A 19980-nucleotide genomic window follows, 5' to 3' on the forward strand; every position below is an offset into this window, starting at 1 on the left:
GTTTATTATGAATGCTGACGCGTTAAAAAAATTAACTGCTTTTAGGAAAAAATTGCATCAAACACCAGAAATTTCCGGAAAAGAAGCAAAAACTTCCGCCTTAATTAAATCGTTTTTTGAGGAGCTGGAGCCAGATGAAATCATTGAAGATCTGGGACCCTACGGGCTGGGAATCGTTTTTAAAGGTAAAACAAAAGGCCCTACCACTATGATCCGGGCTGAACTGGACGCATTGCCCATTCCAGAAAATGGAAAGCATCGCCATAAAAGCAAAAACCCGGGAGTATCACACACTTGCGGGCATGATGGGCACATGGCCATCGTTTGCGGCGTGGGCATGCTGCTGGCTAAAAAAAGGCCCTCCAAAGGGAAAGTGGTTCTCGTATTTCAGCCTTCCGAAGAAACGGGTATGGGTTCCGAGCAAGTGATCCAGTCAGAAAATTTCAAGAAAATTCAACCAGATTTTGCTTTTGCCTTGCATAACCTCCCCGGATACCCGAAAAACGAAATTGTACTGAAAAAAGGGGCATTCACAGCAGCCTCTAAGGGAATCACCATCCATCTCAGGGGGAAGACCAGCCACGCTGCGCATCCTGAAGATGGCCTTAGTCCGGCCGAAGCCATGTGTAAATTGATTATTGGCATGGAAAAATTAACCGAGGCCATTTCTGAATTTACATTGGTAACGGTCATTCATGCCCAATTGGGTGAGATTGCCTTCGGAACCACTCCTGGACTGGCACAGGTGATGGCCACCCTTCGCACGTTCGATAATCAAATTATGAAATCACTGAGCAATAACGCTGAAAAACTAGCAGCATTGATCTCTAATGAATACGGCCTGGAACACGATATCAGTTATTGCGAAGAATTTGAAGCGGTGATAAACGACCCGGTCCCCTGGGAATTGGTAAATGATGCCGCCAAGGAATTGAAATTAAAAACGAAACATATACGAACACCTTTTCGCTGGTCGGAGGATTTCGGTAAATTTTCTTCCCAAACCAACAGCCTACTTTTCGGACTGGGGGCAGGTAAAAACCAACCTCAATTACACGAAGGCCATTACGATTTTCCGGACGATGTTTTGGCCACCGGCGTTTCCATTTTCAACCGAATCATCGAAAAATTAAACCACTAATTACATGGTTCACACTTCCTACATTGAAATCAGTAAAGGTGCCTATAAAAACAACCTGAAGTTCATTCGAAGCCAGGTAGGTTCGCATGTAACGATTTCTTCGGTGGTTAAGGGAAATGCCTATGGGCATGGTATCGAAAATACCGTTAACATAGCTGAAAGTGCTGGCATTCGCCATTTCAGTACCTTCAGTACCGATGAGGCTATCCGCGTAAAAGCTGCTTCCACAAAAAATAGTGAAATCATGATTATGGGCATGGTGGACAATGATAGCATCCCCTACCTGATTGAAAATGAAATCAGTTTTTATGTCTTCGATCTTGACCGTCTACAAGCCGCCATTCAAGCCAGCAATTCCCTTGGTAAAAAGGCTAAAATACACGTAGAATTGGAAACGGGCTTTCATAGGACTGGCTTCGAATGGGAAGAGCGAACTAAGGTGGCTGAAATGCTGATAAAAAATCGGGACAACCTGCAGCTGGCGGGCCTTTGTACCCATTATGCCGGAGCTGAGAGTATTGGCAACTTTGTCCGGATCAAAAGCCAGATTAAAACCTACATGGAATTCAAACAGTGGTTTCAGGACAAAGGCCTCCACTTTGAAAAATACCATACCGCTTGTTCCGCAGCTTCCCTAAGCTATCCGGAAACCATCATGGACATGGTTCGGATTGGAATCGCGCAATATGGTTTCTGGCCGAGCCAGGAAACGTACATGCTAAAATTCAAGCAATTGGCTCCTAATATGAAAAACCCACTCAAAAGACTCATCAGCTGGAAAAGCAAGGTGATGAGTATTAAAAAAGTGAAAATGGGTGAATTTGTGGGCTATGGCAACAGCTATATGGCTTCCCGAAACATGACCATTGCACTGGTACCAATTGGATACTGCCATGGCTTTAGCCGAAATCTCAGTAACCTGGGAAAGGTATTGATTCATGGAAAAATCCTCCCGGTGGTGGGTACGGTAACCATGAATGCCATTTCGGTAGACGTAACCGATCTGAAAGACATACAAAAAAGGGATGAAGTCGTTATCATCGGCCGGCAAAAACGAAATGAAATAACGGTCGCTTCCTTTGGGGAGTCTACGCAACAGGTTAATTACGAGCTATTGACGCGCCTACCCCACGATATCCCGAGGAAAATTATCTCCTAAACCATTTCTAGAATGGTCTTTGCTTGAAATTAGACGTGTCTGGGATCTTGAGATCCTATATATTTCAAACAAAAAAACAACCATTATGAAATTATTTTCAACACTTGCTTCCGTATTCGTTTTATCTGTCCTGTTCCTTTCCTGCAATTCCGAGCCGGTAACCCTTTCCGACCACGACTGGAAGGTGACCGACCTGGCAGGCAGCAGTGCTACCAGTGATAAATTGGAAACGCTCACCTTGATATTTGAAGAAGATCAGGAAATTGGAGGATTTGCCGGATGCAATGATTTCAGAGGAGCAGCGACCTTTAATCAAGAACAAATAAAATTTTCCACTTTATATTCCGATAATGCTTCCTGTGACGATATCAACATGGAAAAGCGATACCTCTCCAACCTGGAATCCAGTACCAGTTACACTTATAGTGCGGGTACCTTGGTCCTATATGACGAAGGTGGGAATATAGTAGTAGAGATGGAAAAGGATGAATAGATCGCAGGTACAGTCCTCCGGCATCGAACCTGAATCAGGTTAACTAAAAATTATTGTTCGGTTACCAACTACTTTAATTTTCTGGGCAAGGTGGTACTTTATAGCCTTGGAAAGTACCACCTTTTCCACATCCTGCCCGATCTGTACCAAGTCATCGATGGTATTATGATGCCTGACCCTGGCCACATCCTGCTCGATGATCGGGCCGGCATCCAGGTCTTCTGTTACGTAATGGGCCGTGGCTCCGATGATTTTAACCCCTCTTTTATAGGCTGCGTGATAGGGTTTTGCCCCAACAAAAGCGGGCAGAAACGAATGGTGAATATTGATGATCCGATTAGGGAAATGCGAAATAAAATCGCCTGAAAGAATCTGCATATAGCGCGCCAGGACTACAAAATCGACTCTATTTTCTTTGAGTAAATCGAGCTGCTTGGCTTCCTGTTCGGGTTTTGTGGCTTTGCTTACCGGAATATGGTGAAAGGGAATCCCAAAAGCCTTCACTACTGGTTCCAAATCCTCATGATTGGAAATCACCAGGGGAATGTCCACTTCAAACTGCCCTGAATAGTACCGGCTGAGTATATCAAAAAGACAATGCGATAACTTTGAAACAAATAGGGCCATACTTGGCTTGGGAAAATTAAAGGACAAGGTATAATTCATCCCAAATTGCTTGCCTACCTGACGGCCAAATTTCTCGTGAATCTGATCCTTACCAATACCAAAGGTTTCGAGCTCCCATTCAGCACGCATGAAGAAATCACCCATCTCCTCATCTATGTATTGATCGATGGCTAGAATATTGCCATTGTTTTCATACAAAAATTGGGAAACCGCTGCTACGATTCCTTTATGGTCTCTACATTGAATAATAAGTATGGCGGTATGCATGGAAGGGAAGGTTGGTTAGCGCAAATTTAAGAACAAAAAGCCTGAATCAGGCCAGCAGTGCTGAAATGTCTTCCTTCGAGAGGCTTTTGATGAAACTTTCCTCGGTACTTATCAATTCACCCGCTAGTGCCATTTTTCTTTCCTGTAGGGCCATAATTTTTTCTTCCACTGAATTTCTTGTAATGAATTTATAAATCATGACTTTATTTTGCTGACCTATCCGGTGAGCCCTGTCTATTGCCTGGGATTCGACTGCGGGGTTCCACCAGGGGTCCAGTAGAAATACATATTCTGCCTTTGTCAGGTTAAGACCCACACCTCCGGCCTTTAGTGAAATAAGGAACACTTGAATCGACGGATCTTCCTGAAATTGGGTAACCTGCGCCTGCCGGTCTTTGGTAGCTCCATCTAAATAGGCGAACGGCATCTTCTCTTGTTTTAAAAACTGCTTTACGATGCCCAAATGCCGGACAAACTGGCTAAATATCAGTACCTTATGCCCTTCACTTACGGTAGACTTAACCATATGCATTATATCTTCCAGCTTACCGGAATCGCCCTGATAGTTTTCATCCGCCATTTTTGGATGATTGGCCATTTGGCGGAGTTGTGTCAATCCTCGAAGTAATGTAAGGGATTTTTGGGAAACGCCAGGTATGGCCAATTCGTTAATGATTTTATCCCGGTAATAGGCTTTGACTTCTTCATAGGCTTTTTCCTGCGCCTCCGTCATGGTGGAGTACTTTACATTGACAACCTTCTCGGGTAGATCGGTTGCCACCTGGGACTTAAGCCTGCGCAGGATAAAGGGCTTGATCATGGCATTTAATTTCAGGATTTTATCCTTATCATTTTTTTTCTCTATAGGCATCAAAAACTGTTTCTTGAATGCTGCTTGCCCGCCAAGAAGGCCTCTATTAATAAAATTCATCTGTGACCACAGGTCCATGGTACCATTCTCTACCGGAGTTCCTGTTAAGATTAATTTATGGTTACTATTTAGCTGAATGACCGCTTTTGAAATAATACTATCAGGATTTTTGATCGCCTGAGACTCGTCCAGAATGATATAGTTAAAATAAAACGCTTTCAAAATATCAATATCAAGGCGGGTAATTCCGTATGAGGTCAGCACCAGGTCGTACTGTCCAAACTGGTTGCTGTCTTTGACGCGTTGGGTACCCGTATAGATAAGAATCTTGAGTTTTGGGGTAAATTTTTTAGCCTCCAGCTCCCAGTTATAAATCAGGGATGTAGGCATTACCAGCAGGGAGGTGGTCCCCTCCGACCGTTCTTTCTCCATGGCCAAAAACGCCAGGGTTTGTACTGTTTTTCCCAGGCCCATATCATCTGCCAGGCATCCTCCAAAATGATATTCATTGAGAAAGCGCATCCAATTATAACCAGCTTTCTGATAGGGACGAAGGGTTCCTTTAAAATAACCCGACAATTCGTAATCATCAATGTTGGAAAAATCCTTTAGCTTTTTCAATCGCTCACTCAGTGAAAGATTGATCAGATTTCCCTTTTCGAGCTCCTGAGCAAGGGCAATGTGGTGTTTCTTTAATTTAAAACTACCCTGATCCGCTTCTTTTTCTTCCATAAAAGAAAAAATCTCTGCGTAATTTACAAACCAGGACTTCGGAATAATGGCTACCTCGTTATTAGGAAGTTCAATTTCCGTCTTCCCTTTCATCAGTAATTTCCTGAATTTCACAAAGGAAATTTCATGATCTCCAAAAGTAACCGTCGCCTCAACGTCAAACCAATCAATCTTTTCGGCAATTTTTACATTAATCTTTGCCGAACCAATGAAATATTTCTTCCCTTTCTCCTGGGTCGCCTGATGGATGTTTATACCTAAATCATCCAGTTCCGGCCTGTGATTGATAATCCAGTCGTAGGCATCCCGCTTGTTCATGGGGAAGCGGCCATTCCGTACCGGCAAGCCTTTGGATTTTAAAAAATCACTGTAAAAGTTCTCCTTTGAAAGATCCCGAACCACTTTATAAAAGGTGTAATCGTCTCCATTTTTTTCCAATTCCACATTGGTGGGCTTTGCCTGGTCTGCGCGAAAAGTAAAATCTCCATAGGTAAACCGAAGGTCAAACACCATCTTTTCCTCATCCTCCAAACCGGTATTTTTCCCAAACATGTCAACCGTAGGATTGCCAGGCAAATCTCCTAAAAACAGGACCGGCTCCGGGTTGGATCGATTCACCTTTATGGTGAAACCCTTGGCAAATACATCAAAGGAGGCGACCAACTGGGTTACAAATTTCTGGTAATACGATTCTTCTACCTTTTTAGGGATGACGATGAATTTTTTGTTCAGAAAAGGCAATAATTTTTTCCCATCTACATCCTTCTCAAAACTAAAAAGCCGGGAATTCACTACCAGCCAGGCGGGCTGATGACAAATGAGGTAACTTCCCATGTATTGCCATTCCAATTTTTCGCTCTGATACTTTAGGGTGGGAAAATAATGGGTATTGTCTTCATTTCTCCTAAAATGAAATAAAACCGACGCTTTTTCGGGCATGATCTGGATTTCTTTCCAGACCGGATTCCCATCATTGCCCATTTCAAACAGCCGCTTATGCTTGATATTATCCAGGATTTTGGACCGCGTTATCTCCAGCTTTCCTTCGATCAGTTTCTGAATTTCCTTATTCGCCTGAGTGGATTGGTTTTGATCGAAGACTTTTCGCAAAAACTCCTTGGGCTTGGTATTCTTTGCATTGTATTTCTTTACAATGGCTTCCTGCTGCATGCTGTCCATTAGCCGGATCAACTCCAGGTCGGTCTCATCCAGCCCCTCCCCGAATTCCCTGGCATTTTGATAAGAAATATTTTGGTAGGCAAAAGATAACCTGCCTTTCTCATCCAGCTGTACAGCAAAGGATTCAAAAAGGATCCCCAGAAACTCATGGCTGAAAAGGGAATAAACGATTTCAAATGGCTTGTCAGAAGCTACTTTCATGGAGGCTGTTTTTGAACAAAATCAAAATTAATACTGCTGGTTTTTGAAATTGGCAGTTTGCAAATTACAGAAATATTTAAAAAAATTAAACAGATCATCCATTTAATCGCCTACAAATGCTGCGTGGTATTTACTTTTGCAGCGATCCGGGCAGGACGGTAAGAGGCCAGCATGGTAATGACAATAACACTCAAGCTGGTGTATAGAAAATCCGTCCATTGCATTTTTACCGGGTAGGCATCTACTACAGAAGAAGTAATCCCCAGCGAGACCAAACCAAACCTGTCCTGTACCCAGCATATTAAAAACCCGAGGATCAAACCTGCCAATGCCCCGGAAAAGGCGATAATAGCTCCTTCTTTCAAAAAGATGGATCGGATAAATCTCCGAGTTCCTCCCATGGAAATTAATACCGCAATATCCTTTTTCTTTTCTATGGCCAACATACTTAATGAAAAAAAGATGTTAAATGAGGCTACTGCCAGAATAAAAGTGAGCGTTAGAAATACGAATAGTTTTTCCAGCCGTATGGTCATCAAAAGACTGGCATGCTGTTCGTCACTGTCCTTGACCGTAAAGTCCGGACCGAGCAATTCCCGCAAAGCTCGCTTAACTGTCTGAATAGAATAACCATCTGCTACCATTATTTCCAGTGCACTACGCCTGTTCCCATATTCCAGCAAACTGGCGGCAAAATTCAACGGCACAATCACGTATTCGTCGTCATATTGTTTCTCAACGCTAAAAATACCGGCTGGCCGAATAAGCTCCCGGTTATACATACTACTGGGGTCAATGCTTCCTGCCCTGGGCTCCCTGGGATAAAACACCTGCATCAATTCAAACTCATCATCTAAATCCATCAGCAAAAAGTAGGAAAGCCCCCTACCGAGAATGGCTTGGGGCCTTTCCGCTTCCCCAAGGCTCATTTCTCCCACGAGCTGTCCGTTTTCAAACCTATTCTGATCTAGGAAATTATCCGACACCCCCTTGAGAGTAGCCACCACCTGATGGTCTCCATACCGTACCAGGGCATTGTCTTCGATAACTTCCGTTAAAATAGCGACTCCCTCCATTCTTTCTAAGGAGGAAAGGAAGGCTTCATCCACCGGAAACGACTTTCCCAGGACCGGCATGACTTTCAAGTCTGCATCAAAGGAAGCGTACAAGCCTTTGATTAAATCTTCTAATCCATTGAAGACGGACAAAACTACGACCAGTGCCATGGTCCCCACAGCTACGCCGATCATGGAGATTCTTGACAGAACGGTGATAAAGTTCTTCTTAGCTTTACTCCTGAAATACCGGGCCGCTATAAAATAGGATAAGTTCAACCTGGCAGGAATTAATTTTCAGGATCATTTTCGTCTTCATCAGGGGCATCGGGGATATCCAGGTTGGAAATAACATCGTCCATGTGCTGTGCATAGGCTGCCGATTCATCCAGGTAAAAAACCAATTCAGGAATAATCCGAACGGATTTTCCGATCCGGTTTCCCAAAAACTTCCGGATCTGACCTTTGTTATCATTTATTCGGGAATAAAGTTGCTGATTATCAGCTAATAAAAAACTTAAATTTATCTTGGCTACCCCTAAATCCGGACTCATCAATACTCGGGTGACCGTTACCATGGCCTTTCCAACCAAAGGTTTTCCCTCGCGCTGAAAAAGCTCTCCAAGCTCCTTTTGAATCAATTTGGAATATTTTTGTTGACGCTTACTTTCCATGCTGACATTTTTATTATTCACAAATTTAGTGAAATATACGGGTAACCTTTAATTTCGTAAATTGAGTTTTAAACAAAGATAGGCCTTGCTCGAATTTTTCAAAATTAATGACCCCTTACGAATGGTAGGAATCCTTTTTCTCCTACTGGTTTTTCGTATTCCTTATTTTTTAATGGACATACCCCTTACCCAGCCAGAGTTGCTTTGGCAAATGATTGGTGAGCGGGCAGCTTCCGGAAACCTACCTTATGTGGATACCATAGATGGGACCGGGCCATTTTCGGTTTTGGTTTACTGGTTAAACTACCTCCTGGCCGCCAACTCGCTGAGTTCCTTCCGGATAATTTCCTTTTTTATCATCCTATTTCAGATCTATTATACCAACGAATTGTTGATAAAAATAAATGCATACGAGGAATCGAACTTCATTCCGGCATTCGTTATGACCATTCTATTTCAGCTTTCGTTTGATTTTCTAACCCTTTCGCCTGCCTTAATGGGGAGTACTTTTGTATTACTGGCACTCGGCCATCTATTGCAGCAAACCACTATCAACGCCAATACCGTCCCGGCTATCCTCCTGATGGGTTTTTGGGCGGGAGTGGCCTTTTGTTTCCATTTTGCTTACCTGGTCTTCCTTCCCTTTCTGATTTTAGCTGCGGTGCTGATCATTGGGTTTTCTTTCCAACAGTTATGCCTTTTACTTACAGCCTACCTGTTACCGCTCTCTTTTTGCGCTGTTTTCTTTTTTATGCAGGAGGGCTTATCTGAATTTATTACCATCTATCTTTTTCTGAGCTTTCAAGCCGTGCCGGTCCAACATGTTTCGCTCAGCGACCTGCTATTTATTTTTTCCTTCCCGATTGTGCTTGCCCTTTTTGGGTATTTTAAAAACAATCTCCTTCGCCGGATGAATGTTACGCAACAAAAACAGAATCAATTATTGCTGGTTTTTCTTTTGGTAAACCTGGCTTCTTTTTTCTTGGTGGACCGCATCAGTCCCTATCAGTTTCTGGCCATGTTACCCGCACTGGCATATTTTACCACACACTTATTTAACCTAAGCAACAAGCGTATGTTGCAGCAGACCTTAATTTATGGCTACCTGATCCTTCTTCCGCTTATTGGATACAGTTGGGTATTTTATCAAATCGAATCACCTTCTTTTGACACCTATGTTGTTCGCCAGAAAGTATCATCTGGACAACCCGCTTCAGAAAAAATCATGGTCCTGGGAGAAAGCCTCGAAAAATACACGCGTACCGGGACTGCGAATCCTTATTTAAATTTCAGGCTGACCCGGGTCTATTTTGAGCAAATGAATGCCATGGAACGAAAAATGAAATTTTTACGTGACCTCCGGAAAGAATCTCCTGATATCATCATCGACGAAGAAGGGTTATACCAGGAATGGTCAAGGAATATCCCTTCCTTAGAAACAATGTACCGTCCCGAAAAGGATGGAGTCATCCGGAAAATCAGTAATTGACTTCCTCTATAAAAGAGCCTTCAGCCCCCTTCCGAAAATTCTAACAAGGTATTTTGTTCACTCTACGAGCATGCCGGCCCCCTTCGAACTCGGTGTTAAGGAACCTAAAAACCATCTTTTCGACCAATTCGAAAGACACAAAGCGGGAGGGTACGGAAATCAGGTTGGCATCATTATGCTGCCGGGCCAGTGCAGCCAGCTCCTCATTCCAACAGATAGCGGCACGAATACCCTGATGCTTATTGGCCGTGATGGCAACCCCATTTCCACTACCACACAAAAGGACTCCCTGCTTGAATTCGCCCGACTCCACCGCTTCACACAAGGGATGGATATAGTCCGGATAATCTACCGAAGCGTCGGTATAGGGTCCAAAATCCCGGACCTCATACCCTTCTTTTTTTAATATCACTATCAGTCTTTCCTTGTAGGCAAAGCCTGCATGATCTCCGCCGATGGCAATTGTTTTAGACATTACTGGGTAGGTTAAAATCCGTTTTCTAACTCTTCTTCCCTGCGCTTTTTCTCTAGCCTTTTGGCAATGATTATTCCGGCTTCATAAAGCACCAATATAGGCATAGCAATAAGTATTTGACTAATCACGTCCGGTGGCGTAATGAGCGCAGACAACACCAATATAACCACGATGGCATGTCGCCGGTATGTTTTTAACATCAACGATGAAACCAAGCCTGCCTGGGTAAGAAAATAAATAACTATGGGCAATTGAAACATTACAGCTGATGCCAATACTAACATGGACAAAGTGGACACGTAAGAAGTAATGTCAAATTCATTCGCAATGGAAGGATCCAACTGGTAGTTGGATAAGAAATTAATCGAAAGTGGCGACAGGATGTAATACCCAAAACTTGCTCCCATAAAGAACAGTAAACTTACAAAAAACACGGCACCGCGTGCTGCGTTTTTTTCCTTAGCATACAATCCCGGACTGATAAACCGCCACACTTCCCAGAAAACATAGGGAAAGGCAGCAATCAACCCGATCACCAAACTGGATGTGATGTGCATGGAAAACTGCCCTGTCATCTGCCGACTTTGAATGATAAAAGGCAACTTCTCGATACATAGCGCAGGTAGAGAAAAGAAATCTGATAACTGGCAAAGAACCCGGTAAGTAACAAAGTCTATCTTGGATGGACCAAGGATCACCTGGCCAAAAACAAACCCTTTGGCCAGGAAAGCAAGCACCATAAAAACCAAGATGGCGGATATAGATCGCAACAGGTGCCACCTCAGTTGCTCCAAATGGTCCAGGAAGGACATGCCATTATCTTCTTCCTCTTCTTCGTTATATTGATCCAGTGCCACGTAGGTTTATTATTTAGTATAAGGGAAATTGAACCATCCACTCGTTTACTTCAGCCTTGATTGTCGCCAGTTGATCGTCTTGCTCGTGATGAATAAGGGAGCGATCTATCAACTCGACAATCTTTTTCATATCCTGCTCCTTGAGTCCACGGGTTGTCACCGCTGCCGTACCAATTCGCATTCCGGAAGTTACAAAGGGTGATTTTGTATCAAAAGGAACCATGTTTTTATTGATGGTAATATCCACTTTCCCAAGGGTTTCCTCGGCGATTTTACCGGTTAATCCCTTGTTTCGCAAGTCAATTAGCATCAAATGATTGTCTGTACCTCCTGAAATCAATTGGTACCCTTTTGCAACAAACGCCTCGGCCATTACGGATGCATTTTTCTTTACCTGCACCACATAATCCATATACTCATCTGTAAGCGCCTCCTGAAAGGCGATGGCTTTAGCGGCAATGATGTGCTCCAAAGGACCTCCTTGTGTTCCCGGGAAAACTCCTGAATCCAACAGGGAAGACATTTTGCGAAGTTCTCCTTTAGGTGTTTTGACACCAAAAGGATTATCAAAATCTTCCCGCATCAAGATCAGTCCTCCACGGGGTCCACGCAAGGTCTTATGGGTAGTGGTGGTTACCACATGACAAAACTCCAGCGGATCTTTCAACAATCCACGGGCAATAAGTCCCGAAGGATGGGAAATATCTGCGAGTAAAATCGCTCCTACCTGGTCAGCGATCTGCCGAAGCCTTTCGTAATCCCAATCCCGGCTATAGGCTGAGGCACCACAAATCAGTAGTTTGGGGCTCACCGCAACCGCTTTTTCCTCCACCTTATCATAGTCGATTACTCCGGTAGCTTCTTCTACCCCGTAAAAATGGGGGTCGTATAGTTTTCCGGAAAAATTGACCGGAGAACCATGGGTCAGGTGTCCTCCATGAGAAAGATCAAAACCCAAAATAGCATCTCCAGCATTCAGGCAAGCTAAAAACACGGCCGCATTGGCTTGTGCACCCGAGTGGGGTTGCACATTCGCCCAGGAAGCGCCAAAAAGCTCTTTGGCCCGGTCGATGGCAATTTGCTCAATTTCATCCACCACTTCACAGCCGCCATAATACCTTTTTTTCGGTAAGCCTTCTGCATATTTATTGGTGAGTACACTGCCAGCCGCCTCCATGACTTGTTTACTGGTGAAGTTCTCTGAAGCGATTAGCTCTATTCCTCTCTTTTGTCGGTCCTCTTCCCTGGCGATCAGGTCAAATACTAGTTGATCTCGTTTCATGTGGTGATCCAGTCATATTGCTTTTCTCCCATTCCTCTCTGAAAGGAAAATTTGAAAGTAGCAATCCGGTTGATTTCAAATTCGAATGCCAAAATTACTCCTAAACTATGTATAATCCAATTGTCTTTTCAAATTGATTGGTCATATGTTCAAGAAAAATCGGACCTGCTCTTCTATTGAGAGGCCAGTCCTAAAATCCAGCTTCTGAGATCAAAACGTAAACTGGAGGCTAAGTGAAATATTTCTACCTAACTGCCTGACACCGAATGGGCGGTAAAGAGACATATGGTCCAGGTAGTGCACGTCCAGCAAATTATTGGCAGATAAGGAGGCATTCAATTTCTGTTGCCATAGGTTAAATTCACTTCCAAAATGAAGCCCCATGATAAAATAACCCGGTGTAGACTCTTCCAGTAGTGCCGGCTTGTCTTGATCCAGAACGAGACTTCCTGTCAGGTTCAGATAGGGACGCTTTAATATACCCAACTCCTTGAGGGTAAAGGTAAGATCCTGATTCCATCGAAAGGCAGGTATGTAGGGAAGATAGCTCTGATCCGATCTTCGTTTTCCTATAACCATACTGTAAGAAGTGCTCCCAGAAACCCAGGGCATTCCGGAAGGATGAACTTCTAGCAAGGCCTCTCCACCGTAAAGTCCGGCATTGTCCTGCTCAAACCTCCAAATCGTCAGGTCTCCCATCTGCTCATCAGTGGGAGAAAAATAAATATAATTATTGACCCGGTTATAAAACCCTTCAACTGAAATAGCGAAATCGGCTTGCCGGTATCGCACCCCCAGGTCCGACTGGATGTTTTGTTCCCTGACAAAATCAGCACTTCCCTGCTCAAACCTGGCCGTCCCGGGATGCGGTCCGTTTGAGTACAATTCGGCTAAATCCGGCGCCCTGAAACCGGATGCGACGTTCAGCCTGAACCGCCAGTTTTCGGAGGGCCTGAAAGTGGCTCCAGCACTGCCCGTCATCCCATCGAAAGACCTGCTGAGCGTCCTGCTTTCCGGAGAACCTTCCAGTTCAAAACCATAATCCAGAAAATTTTGGCCGCTGGCATCTGCCGTCACCTTTCGGTAATCATACCTTATTCCGCCCTGTACGACCCATTCCGGATTCGAGTAATTAAAAAGCGCATACAGGGAACGGTCATCCTTGGTAGCATCGGGAATTAATATTTCTGCTGCCTCTTCGTAATTTATCGTGTTCAAATAAAACCCCTGTAATCCGAAAATTAACTCGGTTTGCTCCCAAACGGATTTGTAATATTTGATGTCATACATGAAATTCGATTGCTGTAAGCCCAAGTCAACTTGGTCGAATTCAGTCTCCGTCTCCTCCCTGAAATTCCAGTGGTAACCAAAAGTTGCTTTTAATTTATCATCACCCAAAAACACGTTACTCTCCGAATTTAAAAAATGATCCGTTACATCCTGGAAAGGCAACTGAAGCGCTCGGTCGTTTCGGCTGGTTACCAATAGCTCCTGATTCGTTTCATCCAAAATCCCTAATTTTTGTTTCAGAAAGGTATAGCGAATACGGGTATCTCCCCAACTCTTTCGAAGGCCCATCCCTGCTTTAATATTTTGGGTTTGGAAACGGGTGTTTCCAACCGGACTTCCCGATCCGTCCAAATAGTCTGCATGAGACTCGGAAGCACCTCTCAGAGACCAGAAAAATCCTTTCTGACCGGCTCCTTTTACGCCGGCATCCAATCTCCTTCCCAGGGAATTGCTATACATGCGTACGTTCACGTCACCGGACACCTCGCCTGCCTGTGCGTCCGCCTCTTCAATCAGGTTGACGACCCCAGCCATGGCTCCGGAACCGTATATAATGGAAGCAGGCCCCTTGATGATTTCGATTCCGGAAAGGCCGGTCTCGGTAAGCCCCAGGCCATGATCTGCCCCCCATTGCTGATTTTCAAATCTTGCCCCCTGGTATACAGACAATACCCGGCTGAAAGAAAGCCCCCGGATCACCGGCTTACTGATCCCCGGACCCAGCGACACTTCACTTACCCCCGGAGTTTTTGCCAGAGCCGTCATGAGACTGGGAGAAGGGTTTCTCAATATGGATTGCCGGTCTATTTTTTCGATGGAAATGGGAGAACTTTCTTTACTCATAACATAGGCCGCAGAAACCACCACCTCGTCCACCGAAGCGGTGGCGGAGGTCAATTGGACATCAAGTCTTGCTTGCTCCGATGGATTGATTCTTTTAAGTGCTGTAGCGTATCCAATATAGGAAAATTGGATCGTAAGGTCCCGTGCTGGAAGCCCTTCCATAGCAAAAAGGCCTTGCCTATCGGAAACGGTACCCCTGCCCAATTCCGGGACAAAGATGGTTACTCCAATTAATGGTTCGGCAGTGCTGGCATCCCGAACGGTACCTGATAGGGATAGGTTTTGCCCCTGGACAACGGAAATAGAAGCCAATAGGAATACTCCCAGGGTTATAACGTATTTCATAAAAATCAAATTAATATAGTGAAGAAGCAACCCCTTTCAATGCAGCAACCGAGCAGCAATAGAAAAAGATTGTAAATAAGTAGCCCCTTGCTTGATAATCAGCTTTTGGGCAAAAGAATTAAACAATGACCGGGGGGCCTCGTAGCGATAGTATTTCCCTAAATTGGATACCGGGGCTTTCCGTAAGTAAAAATGGCCGGGGAACCTCGTAAACTTCCGAAATTCCGGAAACAAACCCCAAAATCTCAGGTAAAAAATAGTGAACATGGGTAACCATATCCAATAAAAGGATCTCATTTTCCGAGTGATCCCGATTTTGTTCCTCCTCTTCAGAAAGAAAAGGGTGTGCATGCCGGATAGTCTCCCCGGATTCCAGGTCATGCTCATGGTAAAAAACCACGCTGTTGACCTGCATCAGGATAACCAATACCAGCAAGCCGTAGCTTACAAAGGGCACTATGTTTCGGAAAGACTTCAAGAACCAGCGTTCGATTAAAAACAAAATTAAACAATATTTACTCCGTCACCAACTGAATTAAAAGATATGTCTCATAATTTAATTAGCCTCGTCTAACAAATGTACCGAATCGATTCCTGATTTCGAAATGGGATTATTATCGCTTATATTTGCGATCGATGGATTTTGATTACAGACCTGAAACGTACTTCAACGGGACTGGAGCAAGTTCCCTCCTCGTCAAGCTGACCTACCCCGAAAGCCAGTGGGGTGAGGAAATCTGCATCTTTGCTACCGCACTGGACGGCGAAATTTTTTTTGAAATTGTCGATTTTTACGGCAATGAATACACTTTCAAACCAGCGGTGAGTAAGGAACCTCTCCCTTTGCAGGAGCTCATCTTTTTGGTAGAATCCCTGGAAGTAGATCCGGAAACGGAAATGGGAAATATCAATCAAACACTCTCTGGAATTCCGATGGCGGAAAGCAAACTGTACCCCCAACTGGAGGAATATTTCTCCCAGAAACGTGCCCATTTTGGATATCTTTAGGCAGGTTCACCTTCACTACATGCTCATAAATTCCGTAGCTTTGCTCCCAAGTTAATCCCATGTCCAATATACTACTTGTCATTACTTCCATTCTTGTCGGCATCTTCCTTCAGAGAATAAAAGAATTTCCATCCGAAGCACCTAAGGCACTCAATGCCTACCTCATTTATGTGGTTTTGCCTGCAGTATCGCTCTTGTATATTTCCAAACTAAATTTAAGCCCTTCGTTGCTTTTACCCATTTCTGTGGCGTGGATTGTGTTTTCGCTAAGCTGGATGCTGTTTGGGTATGTTGGTAAAAAACTGGGATGGAAAAGAAATACCATTGGCTGTCTCATTATTTGTGGAGGACTGTCCAATACGGGGTTTGTTGGCTACCCTATCATAGAGGCCCTATACGGAGCGGAAGGACTAAAAATTGCCGTATTGGTGGATCAGCCAGGATCTTTTTTAGTAGTCAGCAGTCTGGCAATCATTGTGGCCTCTCTCTACGGAGCGGAAAAAATGCGTAAAAGGGATATTTCTAAAAGAATGTTACTGTTTCCGCCGTTCCTGTTTTTTATACTGTCCCTATTGCTCAATATTTTTCAGGTAGAAATCCGGGGCGTGGTCCAGGATATACTGGAAAGTTTTGCCGGAACCCTCACCCCTATTGCCCTAATTGCAGTGGGGCTGCAGATCAAAATAAAACTCAAGGACATTAAAGACAATTTTCTATGGATTGGCTTAATCCATAAGTTGCTTTTAATCCCGTTCATTATCTTTTTGGTATATCACTGGATATTGGGTCTGGATCCGGAACAGAATCTGATTTTTAAAGTAAGTGTGATGGAGGCCGCCATGGCCCCCATGATTACTTCTTCTATCATCGCTACCAACTATAATCTACGACCAAAGCTCGCCTCACTGCTGGTAGGTATCGGAATCCCTTTATCATTTCTTACGTTGACGGGTTGGTATTACTTACTGGAGTTAATTCGATGATTTTACTCTGGATCCGGTTTTGGCTCTTCCGTAGGCTTTTTCCTATTTGTAAAACCTCTTAGCAAGTTTTTTACCTCATCCACAGCTTTCTCTTTGGTTTCGTCGACCAATTTGGTCGCCTCTTTTTCCACACTATCCCGGGCTACTTCTGCCTTTTGCTTGACCTCTTGTTTCAGGCTATCTTCCCTTGCCTTGAAATCAGCGGCGATTTTCTCCTGTACGTTCTCTTTTTCACCTGACAGGCGACTTTTAAGCGCATTCGAAATATAACTATCCAGACTTTCTGAGTTTGCAAGGGAAATATTAGGGCTCCCATACGTTCCGCCAACATTAATAGCCAAAGGAATGGTGGTAGAGGAAAGATCTGTTCCGGCGATACCGGCCACCAGGCTATTCACCTGGGACCCAAATTTACTTGCTGGCACATCCACGGATACCAGGTAATTAATCCGGCCATCAAAGCCGGTGCTTCCCTGAATGGTAGTAGGATAATCCCACAACTGCAATTCAAAAGGGGCCACGTTTAACATGCCGTCGACAATTTCAGCACCGATATTCAATGGTTTTAATCGAAGGGAAGAAGCATCGTTTAGCTTCGTTAAGTTGGCAATACCCTGTATCAAGGGACTGTCTCTAACGGCTGTTTCAGTAACTTCTATGAACCCCTTCCCGTCCAAACTGGACAAAACCGGCATCATGTCTTGTCCCAGCAATCCGGAAAAAGAAAAGCTTGTCGAAAAGTTTCCAACCACATGCTGGGCCACTGGAGCAAAGGCCTTGACCGTAACAAATGATTGAAATGCCTCCTGAATACCCAAACCGGAAATATCCAACTGCATGTCAAATGTAGGATGGGTAATATCCGTGGCATTGTAGCTGCCGTCAAAACCAAGGGAGCCTCCTAATGTATTGGTCTTAAACCCTTCCAGATTCAGCACTCCATCCTTTAGACGTACTACACCACTGGCATCTGCCAGAGACAGGTTGTCATAAATAATCCGGTCTGCCTTTACACTCATGGTAAAGTCAATATCCTCAGGCAAAGCCACCACCTCTAATGAAGTCGTATCTTCTTCGGAACTTTCTGAGGAGGTCATCCATTCGTTGACGTTGAAATTACTGGAGTAGATATCAAGATTTCCTTTCAGACTTTCTGCTTCGTCACCAAGTAGGTATGCCATGTAATCCGAAAGCGAGCCGCTGGCCTGGACGGGGCTTTCCCCCAACCGAGCGTCAAATTTGGTCAAATTGATGGATTGAGGACTGAAATTGCTACGTGCCTCGTGTATCCGTACTCCCTGGGGATAATCTTTATCGGCAAAATAAAAATCGTTAACCTGCATTTCTCCACTGGTTTCCAACTGAGCAAAACGGTTATTCTTAATGGCATCGTAACTTCCCTTTGTATCAATATCTGCTTGAATCCTGCCCTCCAGTAGGGTGTTCTCCAAGGGTAATACCGAAGCCATTTTGGCCAGATCCACTGCTCCGTGCAAGGAAAAATCGTAATTCAAATCTTCGAGGTCCGATACCTGAAAACTTCCCGTAACCGCCTCTTCCTCCAATTTAAAGCCAAAAGAAGGCACATCCAGCATCAGATCGCGCATGCGCCCGGTGGAATTTGAGGCCTCCGCCCGGAAATTAATCTGTTCTATGGGGGCAGGGTATTCGCTGGTCTTTATGTATCCCTCATCCAGTCCGACTTGCGCACTGATAGTGGGAATAATCTGGGCCGCACTATCGTACCTACCCTTCGCGCTCATATCCAGTGAAAGTGTTCCTTTAAGTTCAAATCCTTCCAGAGGAAAAATAGAGGTGAGCTCCATCAGGTTGATATTCCCTTTGAGTCCGGCATCCATTTCGTAACTCACCAGGTCTTTTAGATAGAAGCGGCCCAAAACGGGTTGATTTCCAAATTCAAGAGAAAATTGGGATAGATCAATGGTGGTCAGGTCCAAATTTCCGCTACTGTTGGATACTTTTAAGTCCATGTTAACATGCTGAACGGGTCTTGGCAAGTCCGGAAATTGGAACATTCCATCGTCTACCATAAGCGCGAATTGGAAACCTGGAAAACTAGTCTCATTGTACACGCCATTGACACTACCCGCAAAATCCATTTCTCCTGAAGTAGTCAGGTCATCAAAAGAATCAGAGTAAATTCCCGGAACCAAAGATAAAACACTCTTAAAATCATTGTTTTCTCCGGAAAAAGCCAAATCCATTTCTATGTCTTCTTCGGGCATTGCCAGGAAGCCATCTATTTCAAAGCCAAATTCGTTTAATTTTAGAAAGGCGTCTTTCGCAGAAAAACGCATTTTTTCCAGATCCACATTAACCTTTGAATCCAGGGTAAGGAGCTTATCCGAAAGGTACTCTACTCCCTCGTAGGTAACGTTTACTACCTGCGCGTCTCCACTTACCATCAAGTCATAAACATCCAGGGTCAGATCACCGCTCCCTTGCAGATTCATGTCGGAAAGCACCATCAAGTAATCCAGTGAACGATCATCGTAAATCAGGTCCAGATTATTTACCTCGATAAAATCCACCCCCAACTGAAACGATGAGGAGTCCGGCTCCGGCTGATCGACTTCCTCTTCTACCGCTTTTGCGATGTCGTAATTGGCTTGTCCATCTTCCAACACTTTTACATAGATCTGCCCCTCTTCCAAATGAACACCTTTCAAACTGGGATTATCATCGAATAATACGGACCAGATATCTATATCTACCTGCAGGTATCCCACATGGAGCAGGGTATCCCCTTGAAAAGGAGGATTTCCCTTGACTCCAAAATCTCCCATCGTAGCAGATAACTGTGGAAAACTTCGGAAAACGCTTAAGCCTATTTCATCCCGGTCGTAATATACCTGGGCATTCACTGCATTGGCTAGTTCCTTATCTAAGCTATCAAAAATCTTGTCTTTGAAGAAAAAAGGAACCGCTGCCAGTGCCAAAAGCACAAAGGCAAATAAAGCAAAGCCGACAAATAAGATTTTTCTCATG

At 44.2% G+C, this 19980-nt stretch carries 16 protein-coding genes; 6 read left to right on the plus strand and 10 right to left on the minus strand.

The window, feature by feature from the left end:
* The first annotated feature begins 7 nt into the window (after positions 1–7).
* The 3 genes from GJS45_RS07865 to GJS45_RS07875 all read left to right on the plus strand — a co-directional run bounded on the left by GJS45_RS07865 (position 8) and on the right by GJS45_RS07875 (position 2793).
* Positions 8–1141, plus strand: coding sequence for an amidohydrolase (locus GJS45_RS07865; protein ID WP_162340932.1), 1134 nt, complete (start codon positions 8–10; stop codon positions 1139–1141).
* A 4-nt stretch (positions 1142–1145) separates the two neighbouring features.
* Positions 1146–2300 (plus strand): alanine racemase, encoded by a 1155-nt coding sequence (alr, locus tag GJS45_RS07870; RefSeq protein WP_162340933.1) that lies wholly within the window; start codon positions 1146–1148, stop codon positions 2298–2300.
* An 85-nt stretch (positions 2301–2385) separates the two neighbouring features.
* The gene (locus GJS45_RS07875; protein ID WP_162340934.1) at positions 2386–2793 is read left to right on the plus strand and encodes an META domain-containing protein; all 408 of its coding nucleotides are present in this window, start codon (positions 2386–2388) and stop codon (positions 2791–2793) included.
* A 39-nt stretch (positions 2794–2832) separates the two neighbouring features.
* Here GJS45_RS07875 and purU read toward each other — a convergent pair whose 3' ends face one another.
* The 4 genes from purU to rbfA all read right to left on the minus strand — a co-directional run bounded on the left by purU (position 2833) and on the right by rbfA (position 8399).
* Positions 2833–3687 carry a formyltetrahydrofolate deformylase gene (gene purU / locus GJS45_RS07880; RefSeq protein ID WP_162340935.1) on the minus strand — a complete coding sequence of 285 codons (855 nt, stop codon included), beginning with the start codon at positions 3685–3687 and terminating at the stop codon, positions 2833–2835.
* A 46-nt stretch (positions 3688–3733) separates the two neighbouring features.
* Entirely contained in the window at positions 3734–6670 is a 2937-nt protein-coding gene (locus GJS45_RS07885) for a DEAD/DEAH box helicase (RefSeq protein ID WP_162340936.1), read from the minus strand.
* 110 nt (positions 6671–6780) lie between these two features.
* Complete coding sequence (locus tag GJS45_RS07890; protein ID WP_162340937.1) at positions 6781–8004, minus strand: FtsX-like permease family protein; 1224 nt, start codon at positions 8002–8004, stop codon at positions 6781–6783.
* Positions 8005–8015: 11 nt separating this feature from the next.
* The gene (rbfA, locus tag GJS45_RS07895) at positions 8016–8399 is read right to left on the minus strand and encodes a 30S ribosome-binding factor RbfA (RefSeq protein WP_162340938.1); all 384 of its coding nucleotides are present in this window, start codon (positions 8397–8399) and stop codon (positions 8016–8018) included.
* A gap of 121 nt (positions 8400–8520) precedes the next feature.
* On the opposite strand from rbfA, the gene GJS45_RS07900 reads away from it, so the two are divergent.
* Complete coding sequence (locus tag GJS45_RS07900) at positions 8521–9888, plus strand: hypothetical protein (RefSeq protein WP_162340939.1); 1368 nt, start codon at positions 8521–8523, stop codon at positions 9886–9888.
* 40 nt (positions 9889–9928) lie between these two features.
* Here GJS45_RS07900 and rpiB read toward each other — a convergent pair whose 3' ends face one another.
* The 5 genes from rpiB to GJS45_RS07925 form a co-directional block, all read right to left on the minus strand.
* A complete protein-coding gene (rpiB, locus tag GJS45_RS07905) occupies positions 9929–10363 on the minus strand; it encodes a ribose 5-phosphate isomerase B (RefSeq protein ID WP_162340940.1) in 435 nt (144 codons plus the stop codon).
* An 11-nt stretch (positions 10364–10374) separates the two neighbouring features.
* Positions 10375–11220 (minus strand): twin-arginine translocase subunit TatC, encoded by an 846-nt coding sequence (tatC, locus tag GJS45_RS07910; protein WP_162340941.1) that lies wholly within the window; start codon positions 11218–11220, stop codon positions 10375–10377.
* 13 nt (positions 11221–11233) lie between these two features.
* Positions 11234–12502, minus strand: coding sequence for a serine hydroxymethyltransferase (locus tag GJS45_RS07915; RefSeq protein ID WP_162340942.1), 1269 nt, complete (start codon positions 12500–12502; stop codon positions 11234–11236).
* Positions 12503–12712: 210 nt separating this feature from the next.
* Complete coding sequence (locus GJS45_RS07920) at positions 12713–14980, minus strand: TonB-dependent receptor (RefSeq protein ID WP_162340943.1); 2268 nt, start codon at positions 14978–14980, stop codon at positions 12713–12715.
* A gap of 118 nt (positions 14981–15098) precedes the next feature.
* Positions 15099–15458: a hypothetical protein gene (locus tag GJS45_RS07925; protein WP_162340944.1), complete on the minus strand. Its 360-nt coding sequence runs from the start codon at positions 15456–15458 to the stop codon at positions 15099–15101.
* A gap of 158 nt (positions 15459–15616) precedes the next feature.
* On the opposite strand from GJS45_RS07925, the gene GJS45_RS07930 reads away from it, so the two are divergent.
* Both GJS45_RS07930 and GJS45_RS07935 read left to right on the plus strand, forming a co-directional pair.
* Entirely contained in the window at positions 15617–15988 is a 372-nt protein-coding gene (locus GJS45_RS07930) for a UDP-glucuronosyltransferase (protein ID WP_162340945.1), read from the plus strand.
* Positions 15989–16047: 59 nt separating this feature from the next.
* Complete coding sequence (locus GJS45_RS07935) at positions 16048–16971, plus strand: AEC family transporter (RefSeq protein WP_162340946.1); 924 nt, start codon at positions 16048–16050, stop codon at positions 16969–16971.
* Between the two features lie 2 nt (positions 16972–16973).
* On the opposite strand, the gene GJS45_RS07940 is transcribed toward GJS45_RS07935, so the two are convergent.
* Entirely contained in the window at positions 16974–19979 is a 3006-nt protein-coding gene (locus GJS45_RS07940; protein ID WP_162340947.1) for an AsmA family protein, read from the minus strand.
* Between the last annotated feature and the right edge of the window lies 1 nt (position 19980).

It is taken from the genome of Cyclobacterium salsum, from assembly GCF_010119245.1.
Classification (GTDB): domain Bacteria; phylum Bacteroidota; class Bacteroidia; order Cytophagales; family Cyclobacteriaceae; genus Cyclobacterium; species Cyclobacterium salsum.

Bases quoted from the DNA above. Each gene is read 5' to 3' on its own strand.
- GJS45_RS07875 (WP_162340934.1), top strand. From the start codon at position 2,386: ATGAAATTATTTTCAACACTTGCTTCCGTATTCGTTTTATCTGTCCTG.
- GJS45_RS07935 (WP_162340946.1), top strand. From the start codon at position 16,048: ATGTCCAATATACTACTTGTCATTACTTCCATTCTTGTCGGCATCTTC.
- GJS45_RS07865 (WP_162340932.1), top strand. From the start codon at position 8: ATGAATGCTGACGCGTTAAAAAAATTAACTGCTTTTAGGAAAAAATTG.
- GJS45_RS07900 (WP_162340939.1), top strand. From the start codon at position 8,521: ATGGTAGGAATCCTTTTTCTCCTACTGGTTTTTCGTATTCCTTATTTT.
- purU (WP_162340935.1), bottom strand. From the start codon at position 3,687: ATGCATACCGCCATACTTATTATTCAATGTAGAGACCATAAAGGAATC.
- GJS45_RS07930 (WP_162340945.1), top strand. From the start codon at position 15,617: ATGGATTTTGATTACAGACCTGAAACGTACTTCAACGGGACTGGAGCA.
- GJS45_RS07915 (WP_162340942.1), bottom strand. From the start codon at position 12,502: ATGAAACGAGATCAACTAGTATTTGACCTGATCGCCAGGGAAGAGGAC.
- GJS45_RS07920 (WP_162340943.1), bottom strand. From the start codon at position 14,980: ATGAAATACGTTATAACCCTGGGAGTATTCCTATTGGCTTCTATTTCC.
- alr (WP_162340933.1), top strand. From the start codon at position 1,146: ATGGTTCACACTTCCTACATTGAAATCAGTAAAGGTGCCTATAAAAAC.
- GJS45_RS07885 (WP_162340936.1), bottom strand. From the start codon at position 6,670: ATGAAAGTAGCTTCTGACAAGCCATTTGAAATCGTTTATTCCCTTTTC.
- GJS45_RS07940 (WP_162340947.1), bottom strand. From the start codon at position 19,979: ATGAGAAAAATCTTATTTGTCGGCTTTGCTTTATTTGCCTTTGTGCTT.
- rbfA (WP_162340938.1), bottom strand. From the start codon at position 8,399: ATGGAAAGTAAGCGTCAACAAAAATATTCCAAATTGATTCAAAAGGAG.
- rpiB (WP_162340940.1), bottom strand. From the start codon at position 10,363: ATGTCTAAAACAATTGCCATCGGCGGAGATCATGCAGGCTTTGCCTAC.